The sequence below is a fragment of the Microbulbifer variabilis genome (genome assembly GCF_052468405.1).
On record NZ_CP174343.1, the window covers coordinates 4216956 to 4234286 of the forward strand.

Annotated in this window: 17 protein-coding genes; 2 read left to right on the forward strand and 15 right to left on the reverse strand. The window is 50.2% G+C overall.

Annotation, left to right across the window (positions count from 1 at the left end):
- Nucleotides 1-355: 355 nt before the first annotated feature.
- Both ACJJJB_RS19100 and ACJJJB_RS19105 read left to right on the forward strand, forming a co-directional pair.
- Nucleotides 356-1702 carry a methyltransferase domain-containing protein gene (locus ACJJJB_RS19100; RefSeq protein ID WP_282952050.1) on the forward strand — a complete coding sequence of 449 codons (1347 nt, stop codon included), beginning with the start codon at nucleotides 356-358 and terminating at the stop codon, nucleotides 1700-1702.
- Nucleotides 1703-1733: 31 nt separating this feature from the next.
- Complete coding sequence (locus ACJJJB_RS19105) at nucleotides 1734-2729, forward strand: hypothetical protein (RefSeq protein WP_282952049.1); 996 nt, start codon at nucleotides 1734-1736, stop codon at nucleotides 2727-2729.
- Nucleotides 2730-2990: 261 nt separating this feature from the next.
- Here the strand turns inward: ACJJJB_RS19105 and ACJJJB_RS19110 are convergent, their stop codons facing one another.
- From ACJJJB_RS19110 to mnmG, 15 genes are all read right to left on the reverse strand, one after another.
- Nucleotides 2991-3623: a glutathione S-transferase family protein gene (locus tag ACJJJB_RS19110; RefSeq protein ID WP_445365323.1), complete on the reverse strand. Its 633-nt coding sequence runs from the start codon at nucleotides 3621-3623 to the stop codon at nucleotides 2991-2993.
- A 132-nt stretch (nucleotides 3624-3755) separates the two neighbouring features.
- Nucleotides 3756-4190 (reverse strand): VOC family protein, encoded by a 435-nt coding sequence (locus ACJJJB_RS19115; RefSeq protein WP_051089517.1) that lies wholly within the window; start codon nucleotides 4188-4190, stop codon nucleotides 3756-3758.
- 1027 nt (nucleotides 4191-5217) lie between these two features.
- On the reverse strand, nucleotides 5218-5637 hold the full coding sequence (locus tag ACJJJB_RS19120) for a F0F1 ATP synthase subunit epsilon (RefSeq protein ID WP_020413901.1): 420 nt from the start codon (nucleotides 5635-5637) through the stop codon (nucleotides 5218-5220).
- An 18-nt stretch (nucleotides 5638-5655) separates the two neighbouring features.
- On the reverse strand, nucleotides 5656-7059 hold the full coding sequence (gene atpD, locus ACJJJB_RS19125; protein ID WP_020413900.1) for a F0F1 ATP synthase subunit beta: 1404 nt from the start codon (nucleotides 7057-7059) through the stop codon (nucleotides 5656-5658).
- Between the two features lie 59 nt (nucleotides 7060-7118).
- Nucleotides 7119-7979, reverse strand: coding sequence for a F0F1 ATP synthase subunit gamma (atpG, locus tag ACJJJB_RS19130; RefSeq protein ID WP_020413899.1), 861 nt, complete (start codon nucleotides 7977-7979; stop codon nucleotides 7119-7121).
- Between the two features lie 77 nt (nucleotides 7980-8056).
- The gene (atpA, locus tag ACJJJB_RS19135) at nucleotides 8057-9601 is read right to left on the reverse strand and encodes a F0F1 ATP synthase subunit alpha (RefSeq protein WP_020413898.1); all 1545 of its coding nucleotides are present in this window, start codon (nucleotides 9599-9601) and stop codon (nucleotides 8057-8059) included.
- 49 nt (nucleotides 9602-9650) lie between these two features.
- Nucleotides 9651-10187 carry a F0F1 ATP synthase subunit delta gene (locus ACJJJB_RS19140; protein WP_282952047.1) on the reverse strand — a complete coding sequence of 179 codons (537 nt, stop codon included), beginning with the start codon at nucleotides 10185-10187 and terminating at the stop codon, nucleotides 9651-9653.
- Between the two features lie 12 nt (nucleotides 10188-10199).
- Nucleotides 10200-10670 (reverse strand): F0F1 ATP synthase subunit B, encoded by a 471-nt coding sequence (locus ACJJJB_RS19145; protein WP_020413896.1) that lies wholly within the window; start codon nucleotides 10668-10670, stop codon nucleotides 10200-10202.
- A 52-nt stretch (nucleotides 10671-10722) separates the two neighbouring features.
- On the reverse strand, nucleotides 10723-10968 hold the full coding sequence (atpE, locus tag ACJJJB_RS19150; RefSeq protein WP_020413895.1) for a F0F1 ATP synthase subunit C: 246 nt from the start codon (nucleotides 10966-10968) through the stop codon (nucleotides 10723-10725).
- 59 nt (nucleotides 10969-11027) lie between these two features.
- A complete protein-coding gene (atpB, locus tag ACJJJB_RS19155) occupies nucleotides 11028-11954 on the reverse strand; it encodes a F0F1 ATP synthase subunit A (RefSeq protein ID WP_020413894.1) in 927 nt (308 codons plus the stop codon).
- A 49-nt stretch (nucleotides 11955-12003) separates the two neighbouring features.
- Nucleotides 12004-12366, reverse strand: a complete 363-nt coding sequence (locus tag ACJJJB_RS19160) for an ATP synthase subunit I (protein ID WP_282952046.1) — start codon at nucleotides 12364-12366, stop codon at nucleotides 12004-12006.
- A 201-nt stretch (nucleotides 12367-12567) separates the two neighbouring features.
- Nucleotides 12568-13470, reverse strand: a complete 903-nt coding sequence (locus ACJJJB_RS19165) for a ParB/RepB/Spo0J family partition protein (RefSeq protein WP_020413892.1) — start codon at nucleotides 13468-13470, stop codon at nucleotides 12568-12570.
- A gap of 12 nt (nucleotides 13471-13482) precedes the next feature.
- Complete coding sequence (locus ACJJJB_RS19170; RefSeq protein WP_020413891.1) at nucleotides 13483-14292, reverse strand: ParA family protein; 810 nt, start codon at nucleotides 14290-14292, stop codon at nucleotides 13483-13485.
- Between the two features lie 126 nt (nucleotides 14293-14418).
- The gene (rsmG, locus tag ACJJJB_RS19175) at nucleotides 14419-15048 is read right to left on the reverse strand and encodes a 16S rRNA (guanine(527)-N(7))-methyltransferase RsmG (RefSeq protein WP_444902427.1); all 630 of its coding nucleotides are present in this window, start codon (nucleotides 15046-15048) and stop codon (nucleotides 14419-14421) included.
- An 85-nt stretch (nucleotides 15049-15133) separates the two neighbouring features.
- Nucleotides 15134-17023, reverse strand: coding sequence for a tRNA uridine-5-carboxymethylaminomethyl(34) synthesis enzyme MnmG (mnmG, locus tag ACJJJB_RS19180; RefSeq protein ID WP_445365324.1), 1890 nt, complete (start codon nucleotides 17021-17023; stop codon nucleotides 15134-15136).
- Nucleotides 17024-17331: the final 308 nt, after the last annotated feature.

Here is a 17331-nt window from a genome sequence, read left to right on the forward strand (position 1 = left end):
TATTGCGAAAAAATAATTATTTTCTGATGCACACTTGAAACATGCCATCTTACGAAATCCAATTTATAACACACGCTACTATGGATTACCGGTTATACGAGTTAGCATCCGCGCCAACTTTTTTGGGTCAAGGCTTGATTACTTTTTCCAGAAAAAATAAATTTATTCTTTGACACATGAATATTTCATGTTTATTAGTATAAGTATATTCAGTGCATTATTTTGGTATAGCTCTCTATTAATAAAATATAATTGCACCATATTTGATTTAAACCATGCGCAACTGCACCCAATTGCAGCATGCAAGTTAATATCCACGCCAAAACTACTTGGTTACTATTACTTGGAAAATTAAATGTCTACTTTAGAAATCAATCAGTTAGATAATTTCGAACAAGGCAAGCAAGCAGCTTTGTCTGGTGAGATAGATTTGGCAAGAGAGCTTTTACGACCAATTGCCGACCTGAATCCATTCCATCCGGCAACCTATTTCTTATGCTATGCAGAATCGAAAAAAGGATCGATTTTAAATTGTGATAAGTATGTTTTGACATTTATTTCCAGACATCCACACCATGTCGGTATGCGAACAATATCCGCTATGCTAAATATTGCCAAGGGTGACATTGATCAGGCAGAAAAAGATATAAAGATTGCACTAAAATGCAATCCCGAGCATAAGCGAGCCCTTAAGGTACTCGAACAAACAAAGCTTATTCGTATTGAAAACAGCGCTAGGGAAGCAATTGAAACTCTTGATACATCTAAATCTCACCCTGCTTTCTCCAAACTTTCCAGATCAAAAGCTGCAAAACAGCTTAAAAAAATTGAACCGCTGGAAGATTGGGACAATCACGAGTTGCAAGCAAAGATTGCTTTTTTCCATAACTGTACAAATGTGCGCCACGCCCTCAAAAATTTTGATTCAGATCTTATCAGTAGTGCCGTTGAACTTGGCTACTGCACCTGGCCAAGGAAATTGCACAAATATGTACGAGGGTGCAATGTACTAGATGTTGGTTGTGGTTTTGGTGGTTATGCGATGGGGTACCTTTGTGCCGGTGCCAATAGTTACACCGGTGTAGACCCAGCTATGTCTCTTGACTCCAGGAGAGTAAGAAATAAACGCATTAGGAAGTGGGTAAATGCACCAATGTCTGGGCAGGACATTATTGATTTAATTCCTGATATCGACTTACGTCAATGCTCTACTCGCGATCTGGTGGGTTCCAAAACTTTCGATACGATATGCCTTCACAATGTAACAGAGCACCTTCTTGAAATTGAAGGTGTGTTTGAGGATATTGCTAGTTTACTAGCCAAAGGCGGTAAGGTGGTTTTTCTCCACCATAACTTTTATGGCTGGAGTGGACATCATATGCCACCTCACAACCCATCACTCCTTGATGAGAGCAATCCGGATCATCTCAAGTTTTGCGATTGGAATCATATTAATATCGTTCGAGAGCTGCCTCACGATCACTACTTATATACACACCTAAATCGAATTCGGATCGATGAAATACGAGCTTTAACACGTAAATATTTCAATATCGAAACCTGGGAACTACAGCCCTCACCAGAATCAGTCCTAAAACGGTTAACTCCACAGATTGAAACTAAGGTTAGAGAAACAATACCTGACATTACGCTTGATGAGCTAAAAACAAATGTTGTTTTCTGTGTAGCTTACGCAAAATAGACAACTACTACTTATCTGTTGGAGTAACACAATGTACACCATTGAAAATGCTGAAGTTTCAAGAGGGTGCTATGTACATCCTGAGATATCATTTTCCGAAGCACAAGTTCCGCAGTCAGTATTCGACATACCAGGTATGGTTTCTGTAGCAGAAAGAAAACTACTCTATTCTTTAGCATCAAAAAATTATAAAAAACATGGATTCATTATTGATGCTGGCAGCTTTATGGGAGCGTCTGTTGTTTCATTAGCACAAGGGTTTCTAAATAATCCCGAGATTGACTCTAAGAAGCATACAAATATCTTAAATAGGAAGCCCATTAGCAGTTATGAGCTTGGCTTTTTACCTAAACCTGCAAATGGTACAGACCGGGTGTGGGAATGTGGTTCCCTTACCTATCAGTTTGGTGATTCATTCGTTCCCATCTTGGAGGAAAGCGTCTCCCCATATAGCTCCTTAGTTGATCTTAATATAGGTGATTTCAATGAGTTTAGTTGGTCAGAAGATCCTATTGAGATTTGTTTTATTGATGTATGTAAAACAAAGGAGCTTAACAAACATGTGTCAAAGCAGTTCATGCCAAAGCTAATTGAAAATAAATCTTTCTTTATTAATCAAGATTTTTTCTTTGATCGACTTCCCTGGATTAAAGTTACCATGGGATATCTTGATAAATATTTCGAATGGTATGGACAAGTATTTTCTAGTTCTATATACAAATGTAAGAAGTCTATTCCGAAGGAAGTCGCGGAATATGATCCATTTATAGAGGCAACACTAGATGAGTGTCTGAAATTACACGATATGCACCCCAATGAACATCTATCTGACTCATATAAACTACGCATGAGTTTATCTCGTTCTTATTTAATAGCAATGAAAGGAAGGAAGGACGATGCTCTTGATTATTTGAAAGATATTGAGAAAGAGTACGAACACATAATGGATGAAAATACTTCTGTAGATAGGAATGATCGTTTTCGCTTCAATAGAACAGTACGGCAAATAAAGGCAGGAATTTTATAAAAACAGTTAATTTAGTTAGAATAATACTTATACAGTTTTTTCGTATTTAGGTTATTCTAAACACAGAACAGCCTGGGATTACCTAGTAACTTATATTTCAGTAGAAAACATTTCATTTTCTCTTGAAAAATATGAACATATCACAAATGAAAAAAACTAATATTTAGATCTCACTAAGATTTATTCAATTCTATAAAGATATTATAGCCAGCAGGTACCACATGCTGGCTTCTCTTAATATTAGTTATTAAGATGCAAATTTTACGTTTCACTCATTTCTATATTTAATGCATCATCCAGCAATTGAGCCTTTTTGAATGCCTTTCGTTCCGACAGGCGTTCAACATATTTCTGATACTCTTCACGCTTCTCTATGGTACCAAATTTTAACCCCCACCAAAGCTGCGAGCCTATATATACATCTGCAGCAGTAAAACGTTCCCCTGTAATATAGGGACTGGAAGTAACCGCCCCCGATAAAGTATCTAATGCCAATTGATAATTACCATAATCTAACATTTGCTGCTTATCAATTCCGGCCTGCTCCCCGAAGATATACTTATTTACAACCGCAGACTCTACAGGCCCGGCAGAGAAGAACATCCAACGGTAATACTTTGCTCGTTCAATATCATTTTGAGGGGCTAGACCAGCGTCAGAAAATACTTCAGCAAGATAAATACAGATTGCGGCTGCTTCGGTTATTACTCGCTGGTTATGAACTAGTGTAGGTACCTTACCCATTGGATTTAACGATAAGTATTCTGGGGTTTTCATTGCTTCCCCATATTGAAGTACTATTACCTGGTAGGGTACCTCAAGTTCTTCCAACATCCAGCGTATAATGCCACCGCGAGACTGTGGGTGTGTGTACAGTGTTATATCATTAGTCATAGTTCTCTCCTTGATTATGAATTCCATTCACAGTTTATCAGTAGAAGAATTAAGTATTCGAGGAATAAAGATACCACGATAAAAAAATATATACTTCTGGCTTTTAGCCATTCAATTAATAATGAAATTCCCCTACAACCACTCAGCCAACTCAATAGTAATAAATTCCGGACCCTCAATATATACAAGCTTGCGTTTTTGGTACTCGAGTATTTCACTTCGAGTACGGATACCATTCTCATTCAAGAATTTAAGGGTTTTCTCAATGTCATCTACTGCAAAGCATAAATGATTGTAGCCGGGGCGTGCCAGACTAAAAATAGACGGATCTGACTTAACCTTTGGATTTCTATAGTGCAAAAGTTGTATTTCAAATCTAGGGGAAGAATTTTTCAGAACCATGGTTAAATGATCAGCTTCTACATTCTCTACCTGTAAATACTTGGATACTTTCTCCCCTGAAATTAGATCTGTAACTTCTAGTTCAAAGTTCAGCAGCTGGAAGAACTTCACACTCGATTGAAGTTCATTCACCACAATTGTGACATGATCAGGATGCTTCAACATTACAAACTGGACTCCAATAATACCATTTAGAAATTTTAGCACTACGAATTATTAATTTATTCTGGATAGAGAGATCAGTAATCTTTCAGTACCAATTTGATATAAATGCCACTAAAATTCGTCTATAAAAATAGAATTTTATATTCCTAAATTGATGCTACATTTAACCTAATAAATTGCATCCTCTATAAATAGTTGTTTATAAAAAATTATAAATATTTCCTTTAGATATATAAATTAATAGGAAAATCTAATTATCTGGTAATTAAGAGTTCAAAACTCCTAAAATGGCTAGTCTTTACATTAATCACATTTATTACAAGATCATGCAATGAAGCTCAGGAAAATAAAAAGGATATTTCACAATTTATAGCGCACTCTAGACGACGATTTAACGCCCACCAACACCTTCCAGACGACGGTCCGGCAATTTAAGAAGGGAAAATATTCGGTTTTTTCAAGAGAGTGAGATCGATCAGTATCCATCAAGGGCTAGGTCATTAGACCACCAGAGCAAACTTATCATACCGGAATTTGTCATTTCTCATACTGACTATCATAAATCTGAATGGTTGGTGGCCACGTTTAGCAACTTTTGGAATCGTTGAAGGAATTGACTTTTTCTACAAAGAAGCAGCTATCAATTGACGGCCATAGTAAGAAATTTAAATTTTTATAGGCCATTGAATCCATGTCTTAAAATAACAGAATAATTTCACAAGTGTTTCACATGGACATAGTATAGGAATAAACAATCGCACTTATGTATAGATATATTCTTATACCTTTTTCTACACAAATTTATACTTTAGGTAGCATTCAGTAATTAACAATGAGTTGAATAGGGAGGAGGACGAGTTCAACAAAGCCAACTTTACCCAATCCCATATAATGAATTAAGTGTAAAGATTGTAGGTGAAAAGTGTAGGAAGGTAGATTTCCAGAAAAAGAAGCCAACAAGAATAGAAAAAGCAGCCGAAGCTGCTTTTTTGCCTTGAAGTCGGCCCTACACAAATATAAGAGCTACTTACTTACCGGCCGCCTTGCGGATTGCCTGCAGAGTACGCAGACGCGCCTCGGCTTCAGCCAGCTGGGCTGAGATACGCGCATAATCGACTTCAGATGGTGCCTTGTGCAGGGCGTGTTCCGCTTCTTCGCGGGCCTTCTGCGCGGCTTCCTCATCAATTTCACGCTCGGCTACATCCGCGAGGATGGTAACCATATTCGGCTGCACTTCGGCGTAGCCACCGCTGACGAACAGTACTTCCTCTTCACCACCGGGCTTGATGATGCGTACCGGACCGGGCTTCAGGGCGGTAAGCAGCTGCGCGTGGCCGTAGGAGAGACCCAGCTCACCTTCAATACCACTCACAATCACCATCTGCACCAGTCCGGAGAAGAGAGACTGCTCGGCGCTGACAATGTCACAATGTACTGTCATGGCCATAGTATATGCCTCTCTGGCTTAGCCTTTGGTCTTGTTGGCTTTTTCCACAGCTTCGTCGATGGTTCCCACCATGTAGAAGGCCTGTTCAGGCATGTGGTCATATTCACCGTTCAGGATGCCCTGGAAGCCACGGATGGTTTCTTTCAGGGAAACATATTTACCTGGTGCACCGGTGAAAATTTCCGCAACGTGGAACGGCTGGGACAGGAAACGCTCGATCTTACGGGCGCGGGCTACGGTCTGCTTGTCCTCTTCAGACAGTTCGTCCATACCCAGGATCGCGATAATGTCCTTCAGCTCTTTGTAGCGCTGCAGTACGGACTGTACGCCACGGGCCACTTCGTAGTGTTCCTGACCGATTACCTGCGGGTCCAGCTGACGAGAAGTGGAATCCAATGGGTCAACAGCCGGGTAGATGCCTTTAGCGGCGATGTCGCGGCTCAGTACTACAGTGGAGTCCAAGTGCGCGAAGGTGGTCGCCGGAGACGGATCGGTCAAGTCATCCGCCGGTACGTATACCGCCTGGATAGAGGTGATAGAGCCGGTCTTAGTGGAGGTAATACGCTCCTGTAGAACACCCATCTCTTCGGCCAGGGTCGGCTGGTAACCTACCGCAGAAGGCATACGGCCCAGCAGTGCGGATACTTCGGTACCGGCCAGGGTGTAACGGTAGATGTTGTCGACGAACAACAGTACGTCTTTGCCTTCATCACGGAATTTTTCCGCCATGGTCAGGCCGGTCAGGGCTACACGCAGACGGTTGCCGGGCGGCTCATTCATCTGCCCGTAAACCATCGCCACTTTGGAGTTCGCTTTGTTTTCCAGGTCAACAACGCCAGATTCAGCCATCTCGTAGTAGAAGTCGTTACCTTCACGGGTACGCTCACCAACACCGGCGAACACGGACAGGCCGGAGTGCTCGGTAGCGATGTTGTTGATCAGTTCCATCATGTTTACGGTTTTACCGACACCGGCACCACCAAACAGACCAACCTTACCACCCTTGGCGAATGGGCAAACCAGATCGATTACCTTAATGCCGGTCTCCAGCAGTTCGGTGGAGCTGGACTGCTCTTCGTAGGTCGGCGCAGCGCGGTGGATAGAGGAGCGCTCTTTCTCACCGATAGGGCCACACTCGTCAATTGGGTTGCCGAGCACGTCCATGATGCGACCTAGGGTTTCCAGGCCAACCGGTACAGAAACCGGAGCGCCGGTATTGCGCACGGGCAGACCGCGGCTGATACCTTCGGATGAACCCATGGCAATAGCGCGTACCACGCCGTCACCCAACTGCTGCTGCACTTCCATGGTGAGGTTCTTGTCCTCAACCACCAGTGCGTCGTATACATTCGGAACAGAATCGCGTGGGAATTCCACGTCGATGACCGCTCCGATCACTTGCACAATTTGCCCGTTACTCATTTCCGGATCCTCAGCTTTAAATTCTTTCTAGGCTGGCCATTTCAGGTGAGGGCAGCGGTTTAAACCGCCGCCGCGCCGCCGACAATTTCGGACAGTTCCTGGGTAATGGCCGCCTGGCGCGCCTTGTTGTAGACAAGCTGCAACTGATCGATCAGCTCACCGGCGTTATCGGTGGCGCTTTTCATCGCGATCATACGCGCTGCCTGTTCACAGGCTTTGTTTTCAACTACTGCCTGGTATACCTGGGACTCGATATAGCGAGCCAGCAATCCATCCAGCAATTCAACCGGATCCGGCTCGTAGAGGTAGTCCCACTCGTGCATGAGCTTTTCATCTTCGTCCTTCGGCAGCGGCAGCAATTGCTCAACCTGCGGCTTCTGGGACATAGTGTTGATAAACTCATTGGATACCAGGAACAGACGATCGATATCGCCTTCTGCGTAACGGTCCAGCATTACCTTTACTGAGCCAATCAGCTGGTTAGCCTGGGGCGCATCGCCCAGATCGCGTACCGCTGCAACAACCTTGCTGCCGATGGCATTAAAGAAACTGGCCGCCTTGTTACCTACCGCGCAGACTTCGACGTCGACACCTTTTTCGGACCACGCCTGCATCTCGCGAATAGCGGCTTTGAACATATTGATGTTCAGGCCACCACAGAGTCCGCGGTCAGTGGATACCAGGATAAAACCGACCCGCTTGGCCTCGCGCTCCCGCAGGTAAATATGCTGGTACTCGGCCGAAGCGTTGGCGACGTGGCCGATCACTGCGCGTATGCGCTGGGCGTAGGGACGCCCCAGTGCCATGCGATCCTGAGCCCTGCGCATTTTACTGGCCGCAACCATTTCCATTGCGGCAGTAATTTTCTGCGTGCTCTTGATGCTGGCAATTTTTGTGCGTACTTCTTTTCCGCCTGCCATAGTGATTTACCTTGTTCGCTGGAAGTTAGATTCCGAAAGAGCGGACCCGCCGCTCTTTCGCGCTCTCCAGGGAGTTCTTACCAGCTGCTAGTAGCGACGAATTTCTCGATAGCGGCTTTGAACGCTGCGTCGATTTCGTCGTTGTAGTTACCAGTCGCGTTCACTTTCTCCATCAGCTCTGCGTGTTCGCTATTCATGTAAGCGAGCAGGGCGGCTTCGAAATCGAGAACCTTGGCAACTTCTACTTCTTTCAGGTAACCCTTGTCGGCAGCGTAAACGGAAACTGCCATGTCCGCGATAGACAGCGGAGAGTACTGCTTCTGCTTCATCAGCTCGGTTACACGCTCACCGTGATCCAGCTGAGCCTTAGTGGCTTCGTCCAGGTCAGAGGCAAACTGAGAGAATGCAGCCAGTTCGCGATACTGGGCCAGAGCGGTACGGATACCACCGGACAGCTTCTTGATTACCTTGGTCTGCGCTGCACCACCTACACGGGATACGGAAATACCCGGGTTGATCGCAGGGCGGATACCGGAGTTGAACAGATCGGTCTCGAGGAAGATCTGACCGTCGGTAATGGAAATCACGTTGGTCGGTACGAACGCGGATACGTCACCAGCCTGGGTTTCGATGATCGGCAGGGCGGTTAGGGAACCGGTTTTGCCTTTCACTTCACCGTTGGTGAACTTCTCTACATACTCAGCGTTTACACGCGCAGCGCGCTCCAACAGACGGGAGTGCAAGTAGAAAACATCACCGGGGTAGGCTTCACGCCCGGGTGGACGCTTCAGCAACAGGGAGATCTGACGGTAGGCCCAAGCCTGCTTGGTCAGGTCATCGTATACAATCAGGGCGTCTTCACCGCGATCGCGGAAGTACTCACCCATGGTACAGCCGACGTAGGGAGCCAGGAACTGCATCGCAGCCGGATCGGCGGCGCCAGCGGCGACTACGATGGTGTGGTCCATAGCGCCGTGCTCCTCGAGCTTGCGCACTACGTTGGCAATAGAGGACTGCTTCTGGCCCACGGCAACGTAGATACACTTAACGCCAGTGCCTTTCTGGTTGATGATGGCGTCGATCGCCACAGCAGTCTTACCGATCTGACGGTCACCGATGATCAGCTCACGCTGGCCACGGCCAATCGGGATCATCGTATCAACCGCTTTCAAACCGGTTTGTACAGGCTGGTCAACGGATTGACGGGCGATAACGCCAGGCGCTACTTTTTCCACCGCATCGGTCAGCTTGTTATTCAGCGGGCCCTTACCGTCGATCGGGTTACCCAGCGCGTCTACAACGCGGCCGAGTAGTTCCGGACCAACCGGGGTTTCCAGGATACGGCCGGTACAACGACATTTCTGGCCTTCAGCCAGCGCCTTGTAGTCGCCCAGGATTACAGCACCAACGGAGTCGCGCTCCAGGTTCAGCGCCATACCGTAAACGCCGCCTTCGAACTCGATCATCTCACCGTACATCACATCGGCCAGGCCGTGGATGCGGATGATGCCGTCGGATACGGAAACAATAGTGCCCTCATTTTGGGCTTCAGTGCTCACATCGAGATTTTCGATGCGGCTCTTGATGATTTCACTGATCTCAGAGGGATTCAGTTGCTGCATGCTCTGTTCCTCAAGTCCCCCGCCGGCTAGTGCCGGTGGGGAGAGTAATTTAGGAGTTCATCGCCTCGGCGAGCTTGGCCAGACGGCCGCGTACGGTACCGTCGATGACTGTATCACCGGCGCGGATGATCGCGCCGCCCAGCAGGCTCTCGTCCACCGAGCTGTGCAGATGTATTTCGCGTTCAAACTTCTTGCTGAGTTTCTGGCCCAGCTCTTGCGCCTGCGCGTCGCTCAAGGCGTGTGCGGAAACAACTTCCACCTCGAGGGTGGCTTCTGCCCGCGCTTTCAGCTCTTCGAACAACTCGGAAATTTCCGGCAGCAGCTGCAGACGGTGGTTTTCCGCCAGCAACCGGATGAAGTTCTTTCCGTGCTCGCCGAGCTCGTCTGAACAGATCGACAGGAATTTATCTGCGCGCTCTTCACTGGTGAGCTGTGGGTTATCCAGCAGCTCACGCACTTTTTTGTTCTGGCTGACCGCCGCCGCGGTTTCCAGCGCAGTGCTCCAACCGCTGAGGTCGGAGGCTTGCTGCGCATAGGTAAATGCGGCTTTAGCGTAGGGCCGGGCCAGTGTGCTGAGTTCCGCCATGGGGTTCCTCGCTTACAGCTCGGCTGCCAGTTTATCGATCAGGTCGTTGTGCGCTTTAGCGTCGATATTGACCGCAAGAATCTTCTCCGCACCAAGGACAGACAGATCTGCCACGCGGCTGCGCAGTTGCTCTTTCGCGCGATTCACTTCCTGGTCGATCTCAGCTTTAGCGGCAATCTTGAGACGATCGCCTTCAGACTGCGCCGCTTGCTTGGCTTCATCGAGAATCTGATTGGCGCGCTTGTTGGCACCATCGATAATCTCGTTAGCCTGATCTTTGGCTTCCTTCAACTGCTCGGCAGCTTTGCGCTTGGCCAGTTCCAGATCCTTCTGCGCGTGTTCGGCGTCAGCGAGACCATCTGCGATCTTCTGCTCACGCTCTTTCATCACGCCCAAAAGTGGCGGCCAAACAAACTTCCAGCAAAACCAGACGAAAAACAGGAAAGTAATCGACTGGCCGATTAGAGTCAGGTTGATATTCACACCGACACCTCTTGCTCTTTAAATAGGGTTAAGGGCAATTGGAACGGCGTAATTAAACCAGACCAGGAGCTACGGCGAAGATCAGGTACATAGCGATACCAACACCGATCATCGGAACCGCGTCAAGCAGACCTGCCATCAGGAACATTTTGCCCTGCAGAGCCGGGGCCTGTTCAGGCTGACGGGCGGAACCTTCCAGCAGTTTGCCACCCAGAGTACCGAAACCGATAGCGGTGCCCAGGGCGCCCAGACCGATCAGCAGTGCACTTGCGATGTAAACCAGACCTAATGCTTCCATTGTGTTCTCCAAATCAAAGTTAAAGAGTTGTTGTAGAGGTCGAAAAAAGGGTTAAAAACTTATTGATCGTGCTCGTGTTCATCGTCGCGATGGTGCGCCATCGCCATGTACACGGTGCTCAATACCATAAATACGAACGCCTGAAGGATGATCACCAGCACATGGAAGATCGCCCAGCCCATATGCAGGAGACCCGCACCGATAAAGCCGAGGACACCCACACCGAAGACAATCGCGATCAGGATAAAGATCATCTCACCGGCATAGAGGTTTCCGAACAGTCGCAGGCCCAGGGAGATCGGCTTGGCAATGAGAGAAACAGCTTCCAACAGGAAGTTCACCGGGATCAGCAGAATGTCAAAGAACAACTTGCCGGTATGGAAAGGGTGCAGAGTCAGCTCTTTTAGGAAGCCGAGTGCACCTTTTTCGCGAATACTGAAGAAAATCATCAGCGCAAATACCGCCAGAGCCATACCCAAGGTGGCGTTGGGGTCAGTGGTTGGAACCACTTTAAAGAAAAGGTGATCATTTCCGGAGATCTTGGCGGCAGCCATCGGCAGCCAGTCCACCGGTACCAGGTCCATCAGGTTCATCAGGAACACCCACACAAAGATGGTCAGCGCCATAGGGGCTACCATTGTGTTGCGGTGGGGGAAGGTTTCCCTAACCAGCTTGTCAATAAACTCGGTTACCAGCTCCACAAAGCTCTGGAACCCGGTGGGTCTGTCCACACTGGCCTTCCTAGCCGCGCGGGCAAACAGGAAGCAGAAAATCAGACCGAGGCCGATAGACCAACCCAAGGTATCTACGTGCAGGGCCCAAAAGCCCATATCCGCAGCTTCCTGGGAGGAATGCGCCATAGTCCATGTAGACTCATTGAGCACAGTGCCATCGGCACGGGTATACCCGGCCGGCAGCTTGCCATAAGTCATATTTTGCAGGTGGTGTTGGATATACGCCGTCGCGGTTTGAGCTTCGCCTGCCATAGTTCCTCAACAATCGTAAAAGTAAGAATTCTTTTTTCTTATCCACCGGCTAGCGGACCATGCGCGCTACCAAAATCCACTGCACGATTACACAGAGGGCGTAGCTAATAAAAAGCGCCGCAGCATTTATTGGCTTGACGGTGGCAAACACCGCTGCAAAACCTGCCATGGTCAATATAAATTTGCCGGTTTCCGCGCGGTAGAAATTACCTACCACACGAGGGGCCGCGCGCGCACCGCTGTCGCGAAAGGCGCGCCTGCCAAAATATGCGCCAGGCAGTGCACACAATGCACCACCAATAAATACGGAGAGCGCCGTCACCGGTTTGCCACTCAAGTGCAGTACCGCACTGGCCACCGATACCAGCAAAAGCTGTACCGCGGCTATTCGTAATACCGGGGGTTTTGTCATAGACGGGATAAGCCGACTTTTTTGCGCTGTCCGCCCAAAATTTGGGCGTGCGAATTATGCTGCAACAGCATCGCCGATTCAACCGGCAAATGTCGCCAACTTATTTGATTTTCGGGAGGTTTTGGGCGGAATTGCCCAGCGCAGTGAGTATTTGCCAACAGTTATTGCGCGCGCCACCAGGGCGCGCATTTCTTTGTTGGCTCAATCTTCGGCGTAACCCAGATGGGCTAGGATTCCGTCCAGCTCTTCCAAGGTCGTGTATTTGAGCACCAGGCGACCATTGCCCTTATCGTTATGATCGATAGACACGGGCACACCGACTTTTTCTGCCAGGCGCTCGGTAAGGCGGCGGATATTGGGATCGGGCTTAGCTTTTTCCGGCGCAGGCGCAGCTGGCTGCTGCAAGCGGCGCACCAGCGCCTCTGTCTGGCGCACGGTGAGGCTGCGCTCGACTACCTGGCGCGCGGCAGAACGCTGGGTGGCACCGGAGAGACCGAGCAATGCTTTGGCGTGGCCTAACTCCAAATCGCCACGCTCCAGGAAAGTGCGCACCTCTTCGCTGAGGCTCAATAAGCGCAGTAAGTTGGTCACGGCAGTTCGGGATTTGCCCACCGCATCGGCCACTTCCTGCTGGGTCAGCTTGAACTCATCCTGTAAACGCTTGAGGGCTACAGCTTCCTCTACCGGATTCAGGTCTTCGCGCTGGATATTTTCAATCAGCGCCATAGCGATGGCAGCTTCATCGGAAACGCTGCGCACCAGCGCCGGCACTTTCTCCAGTCCCGCCAATTGGGCCGCGCGCCAGCGCCGTTCACCGGCGATGATTTCATAGCTCTGCTCACCGATACCGCGCACGACGATCGGCTGCATAATGCCCTGGGCGCGTATCGAGTCCGCCAGCTCTTGCAGGGATTCCTGTGGAAAATCCCGGCGTGGCTGGTAGCGGCCGCGCTGCAAAAACTCTATCGGCAACTCCTTCAACTCACCGTCGACCACGGCGGTTTCGGTTTCAGCTTCACCGGTAGCCTCGGCGATCGCGGTGCTGTTTTTATTGCTGATCAGGTGGGATAAACCCCGGCCCAGTCCTTTGCGTTTGGCGGCCATAGTAATTACCCCTTATACGGCTTCCGCCACAGGGCGGCTTTTCTTATTGGAAGATTGATTGGCGGGATGGCGGCGATTGATTTCGCAAGCCAGTGCCAGGTAGGCAATAGCCCCTTTCGAATGGCGGTCGTAATCCAGCGCCGGCTTGCCGAAGCTGGGAGCCTCTGCCAAACGGACATTGCGCGGGATACAGGTTCGATACAGGCGATCGCCGAAAAACTCCTGCAACTGCGCCGACACTTCGCTGGTGAGACTGTTGCGCGGATCGTACATGGTGCGCAAGATGCCCTCGATTTTCAGGTCCGGATTGGCGGCCTGCTGGATCTGGGTGATGGTATCCACCAGTGCTGATAACCCCTCCAGGGCATAGTATTCACACTGCATGGGAATCAATACGCCGTGAGCTGCACAGAGGGCGTTTACCGTCAGCATATTCAACGATGGCGGACAGTCGATAATCACGTAGTCATAACGATTGCTCACCGCAGCCAGGGCGCGGCGCAGGCGGGATTCGCGCCCCTCCAGATTCAGCAACTCCACCTCTGCCGCAGACAGGTCACCGTTGCCCGGGATCAAATCAAAACCGCTCTCTGTGGATACAATGGCCTGCTCAACGGGTAATTCAGCGGCCAGCACATCGTAACCGGACACCTCCAGGTCACTTTTATCCACACCACTGCCCATGGTGGCATTGCCCTGGGGGTCCAAATCGATCAGCAATACGCGCCGCTTGTTGGCAACCAAAGATGCGGCCAGGTTGACGCAGGTAGTGGTCTTGCCAACCCCGCCTTTCTGGTTGGCCACAGCAAATATCTTGCTCAAGATTCTTGTCCTTTGTTGTTTCCGGGTGCGTTTGCCCCGACGCCGGCTCGGCTTCGGGCGGCGGCTGTTGTGCCCCACGATAGGGGAGCAGGATTGGGCGGGCGATAAACCCGCCAAACTATCATCTTATTCTGTGCGACAGAGCTGAATCATATGTCGCTCACCGTCGCAGCCGGGCACCGACAACCGGTGCACCTGCTCGACCTTAATGCCTTTTGGCAGAGCGCTCAACTCATCCTCAGGCAGCTTGCCCTTCATGGCATAAAAACGACCCTTGGGTGCCAACATGTGCTCACTGCCATTGACCATATCCTCGATGGAGGCAAAGGCGCGGGAAACCACACCGGCAAAAGGCTGATCTGGCACAAAGGCTTCTACCCGCTCATTGACTACCGTGATATTGGGCAGGGGCAGGGTGCTGGCCACCTGGAACAGGAAGCGGGTCTTCTTGCCATTGCTGTCGAGCAAGGTGATGGCGCGCTCCGGATGCACAATTGCCAGGGGAATTCCCGGCAGGCCGCCTCCGCTACCCACATCGATTAAAGAGCCTTCGCCACAGAGATTTACCACACTGAGGCTGTCGATAATATGGCGCTCCAGCATCTGCTCCGGGTCGCGTATGGCGGACAGGTTGTAGGCATTGTTCCAGCGGGCAAAAAGCGCCAGGTATTCCAGTAGCTGATCCTGCTGCCGGTCACTGAGTGTCACCGACATCTGTGCCGCCGCCTCTAACAGGCGCGGACGAAACTGTTCCATTGAGTGAGAAATGGGTCTATCCCCCAGTAGTCCCGCGAAATTCAAACCCCGCAGGGCCTCGCGGGATACCCTGTGGACAACCGATTTATACCGCTTTTTTGCGCTTGAGCAGCCCGCGCTTTTTCAACTGGATCAGCAGCAGGGATATGGATGCGGGCGTCACGCCCGGTATCCGCGAGGCCCGCGCCAGGGTATCCGGGCGGGTCTCTCCCAGCTTTTGCTTAACCTCATTGGATAGACCGGAAATATCGCTGTAGTCGAAGTCCGCCGGGATCGGGGTATCTTCGTAGGCCTGCAAGCGCTCAATTTCCTCGCGCTGGCGATCGATATAGCCGGCGTACTTGGCCGAAATTTCCACCTGTTCGGCAACCTGCTCGTCGGTTACCGCTTCCCCTTTGAGGCCCGCCACATCCTGATAGCCCAGTTCCGGACGGCGCAGCAGGTCCATCAGGCTGTACTCCCGCGCCAATGGCTGTGGCAGTTTGGTTTCTACGGAGGCGGCCTGGGGCGTCTTTGGGTGCACCCAGGTATCTTGCAGTCGCTGGGTTTCCCGGGCGATCGCCTCGCGCTTTTCACTGAACGCGGCCCAACGGGTATCGTTGACCAGGCCCAATTCGCGGCCTTTTTCAGTCAGACGCAGGTCAGCATTGTCCTCACGGAGCAGCAAGCGATATTCCGCGCGGCTGGTAAACATGCGGTAGGGCTCTTTGGTACCACTGGTGATCAAATCATCCACAAGCACGCCCAGGTAGGCTTCATCCCGACGCGGGGACCAGACTTCGCGCTCCTGGGCCTGTAGGGCGGCGTTGGCGCCAGCCAGAAGTCCCTGGGCAGCCGCTTCCTCGTAGCCGGTGGTGCCATTGATCTGTCCGGCAAAGTAGAGCCCCTGGATAAATTTGGTTTGCAGGGACGGCAAAAGGTCGCGCGGGTCGAAGAAATCGTACTCAATTGCATAGCCAGGGCGAGTGATATGCGCCTTTTCAAAGCCTTTGATGGAGTGCACCAGCTCAATCTGTACGTCGAAGGGCAGGCTGGTGGAAATACCATTGGGGTACAGCTCGTTGGTGGTCAACCCTTCCGGCTCGATAAACACCTGGTGGCTATCTTTGTCCGCAAAGCGGTGCACCTTGTCTTCGATGGAGGGACAGTAGCGCGGGCCAATCCCTTCAATCACGCCGGAATACATGGGCGAGCGATCGAGCCCACCCTGGATAATTTCATGGGTGCGGGCATTGGTGTGGGTAATCCAGCAGCAGACCTGGCGCGGGTGCTGATCGCGGCTGCCCAAATAAGACATCACCGGTGTGGGGCTATCTCCCCACTGTTCCTCCAGCTCGCTGAAATCTACCGAGCGGGCATCAATACGGGGAGGGGTGCCGGTTTTGAGGCGGTCGACGCGGAAAGGCAGTTCCCGCAGACGATCTGCAAGGGCAATCGAGGGCGGGTCTCCAGCGCGACCGCCGGCGTGGTTATCCAAGCCGATATGTATACGCCCACCGAGGAAAGTCCCGGCGGTCAGTACCACTGTCTTGGCGCGAAAGCGCACACCTGCATTGGTGACAACGCCCACAACGCGTTCACCTTCGACAATCAGGTCATCCGCCGCTTGCTGGAAGATCTCCAGGTTTTCCTGTGCCTCCAGGATCGAACGGACAGCAGCGCGATACAGGGCTCTATCGGCCTGGGCCCGAGTTGCCCTTACCGCAGGACCTTTGCGGGCATTGAGGACCCGGAACTGGATTCCGCCCAGGTCTGTTGCCGCTGCCATAGCACCACCGAGGGCATCGACTTCCTTAACGAGATGACTCTTGCCGATGCCACCTATGGCCGGGTTGCAGGACATTTGCCCAAGAGTCTCGATATTGTGAGTCAGCAGCAGGGTAGAAGCTCCCATTCGCGCGGCTGCCAGGGAGGCTTCAGTACCTGCGTGGCCTCCGCCGATCACGATTACATCATAGTTTTTGGGGAAATCCATAGTGGCTGCTACTGGTTACAACTGGGGGCGCACATTTTATAGTCAGTGTACGCCCCTCAGCAATTAGCTGTTTGTCATAGCTGGTCTTTTATCTTTCTCACTCTCAGATACTTTGTATGAGCTCCCTATCCAGCAAGGCGGAAATTGAGTCTTGCTTAGGCCCTTTTGAATGAAAGATTACTTATCTCTTAATGCTCTTATTAAAGAATGAATATATCTCTTATATGAAGTGTTTTGATTTTATTGTTTTTATTAGCGCGTTTGGAATGCGGTATAAAACAAAAAAAATCATTAAAATCAATGGGTTA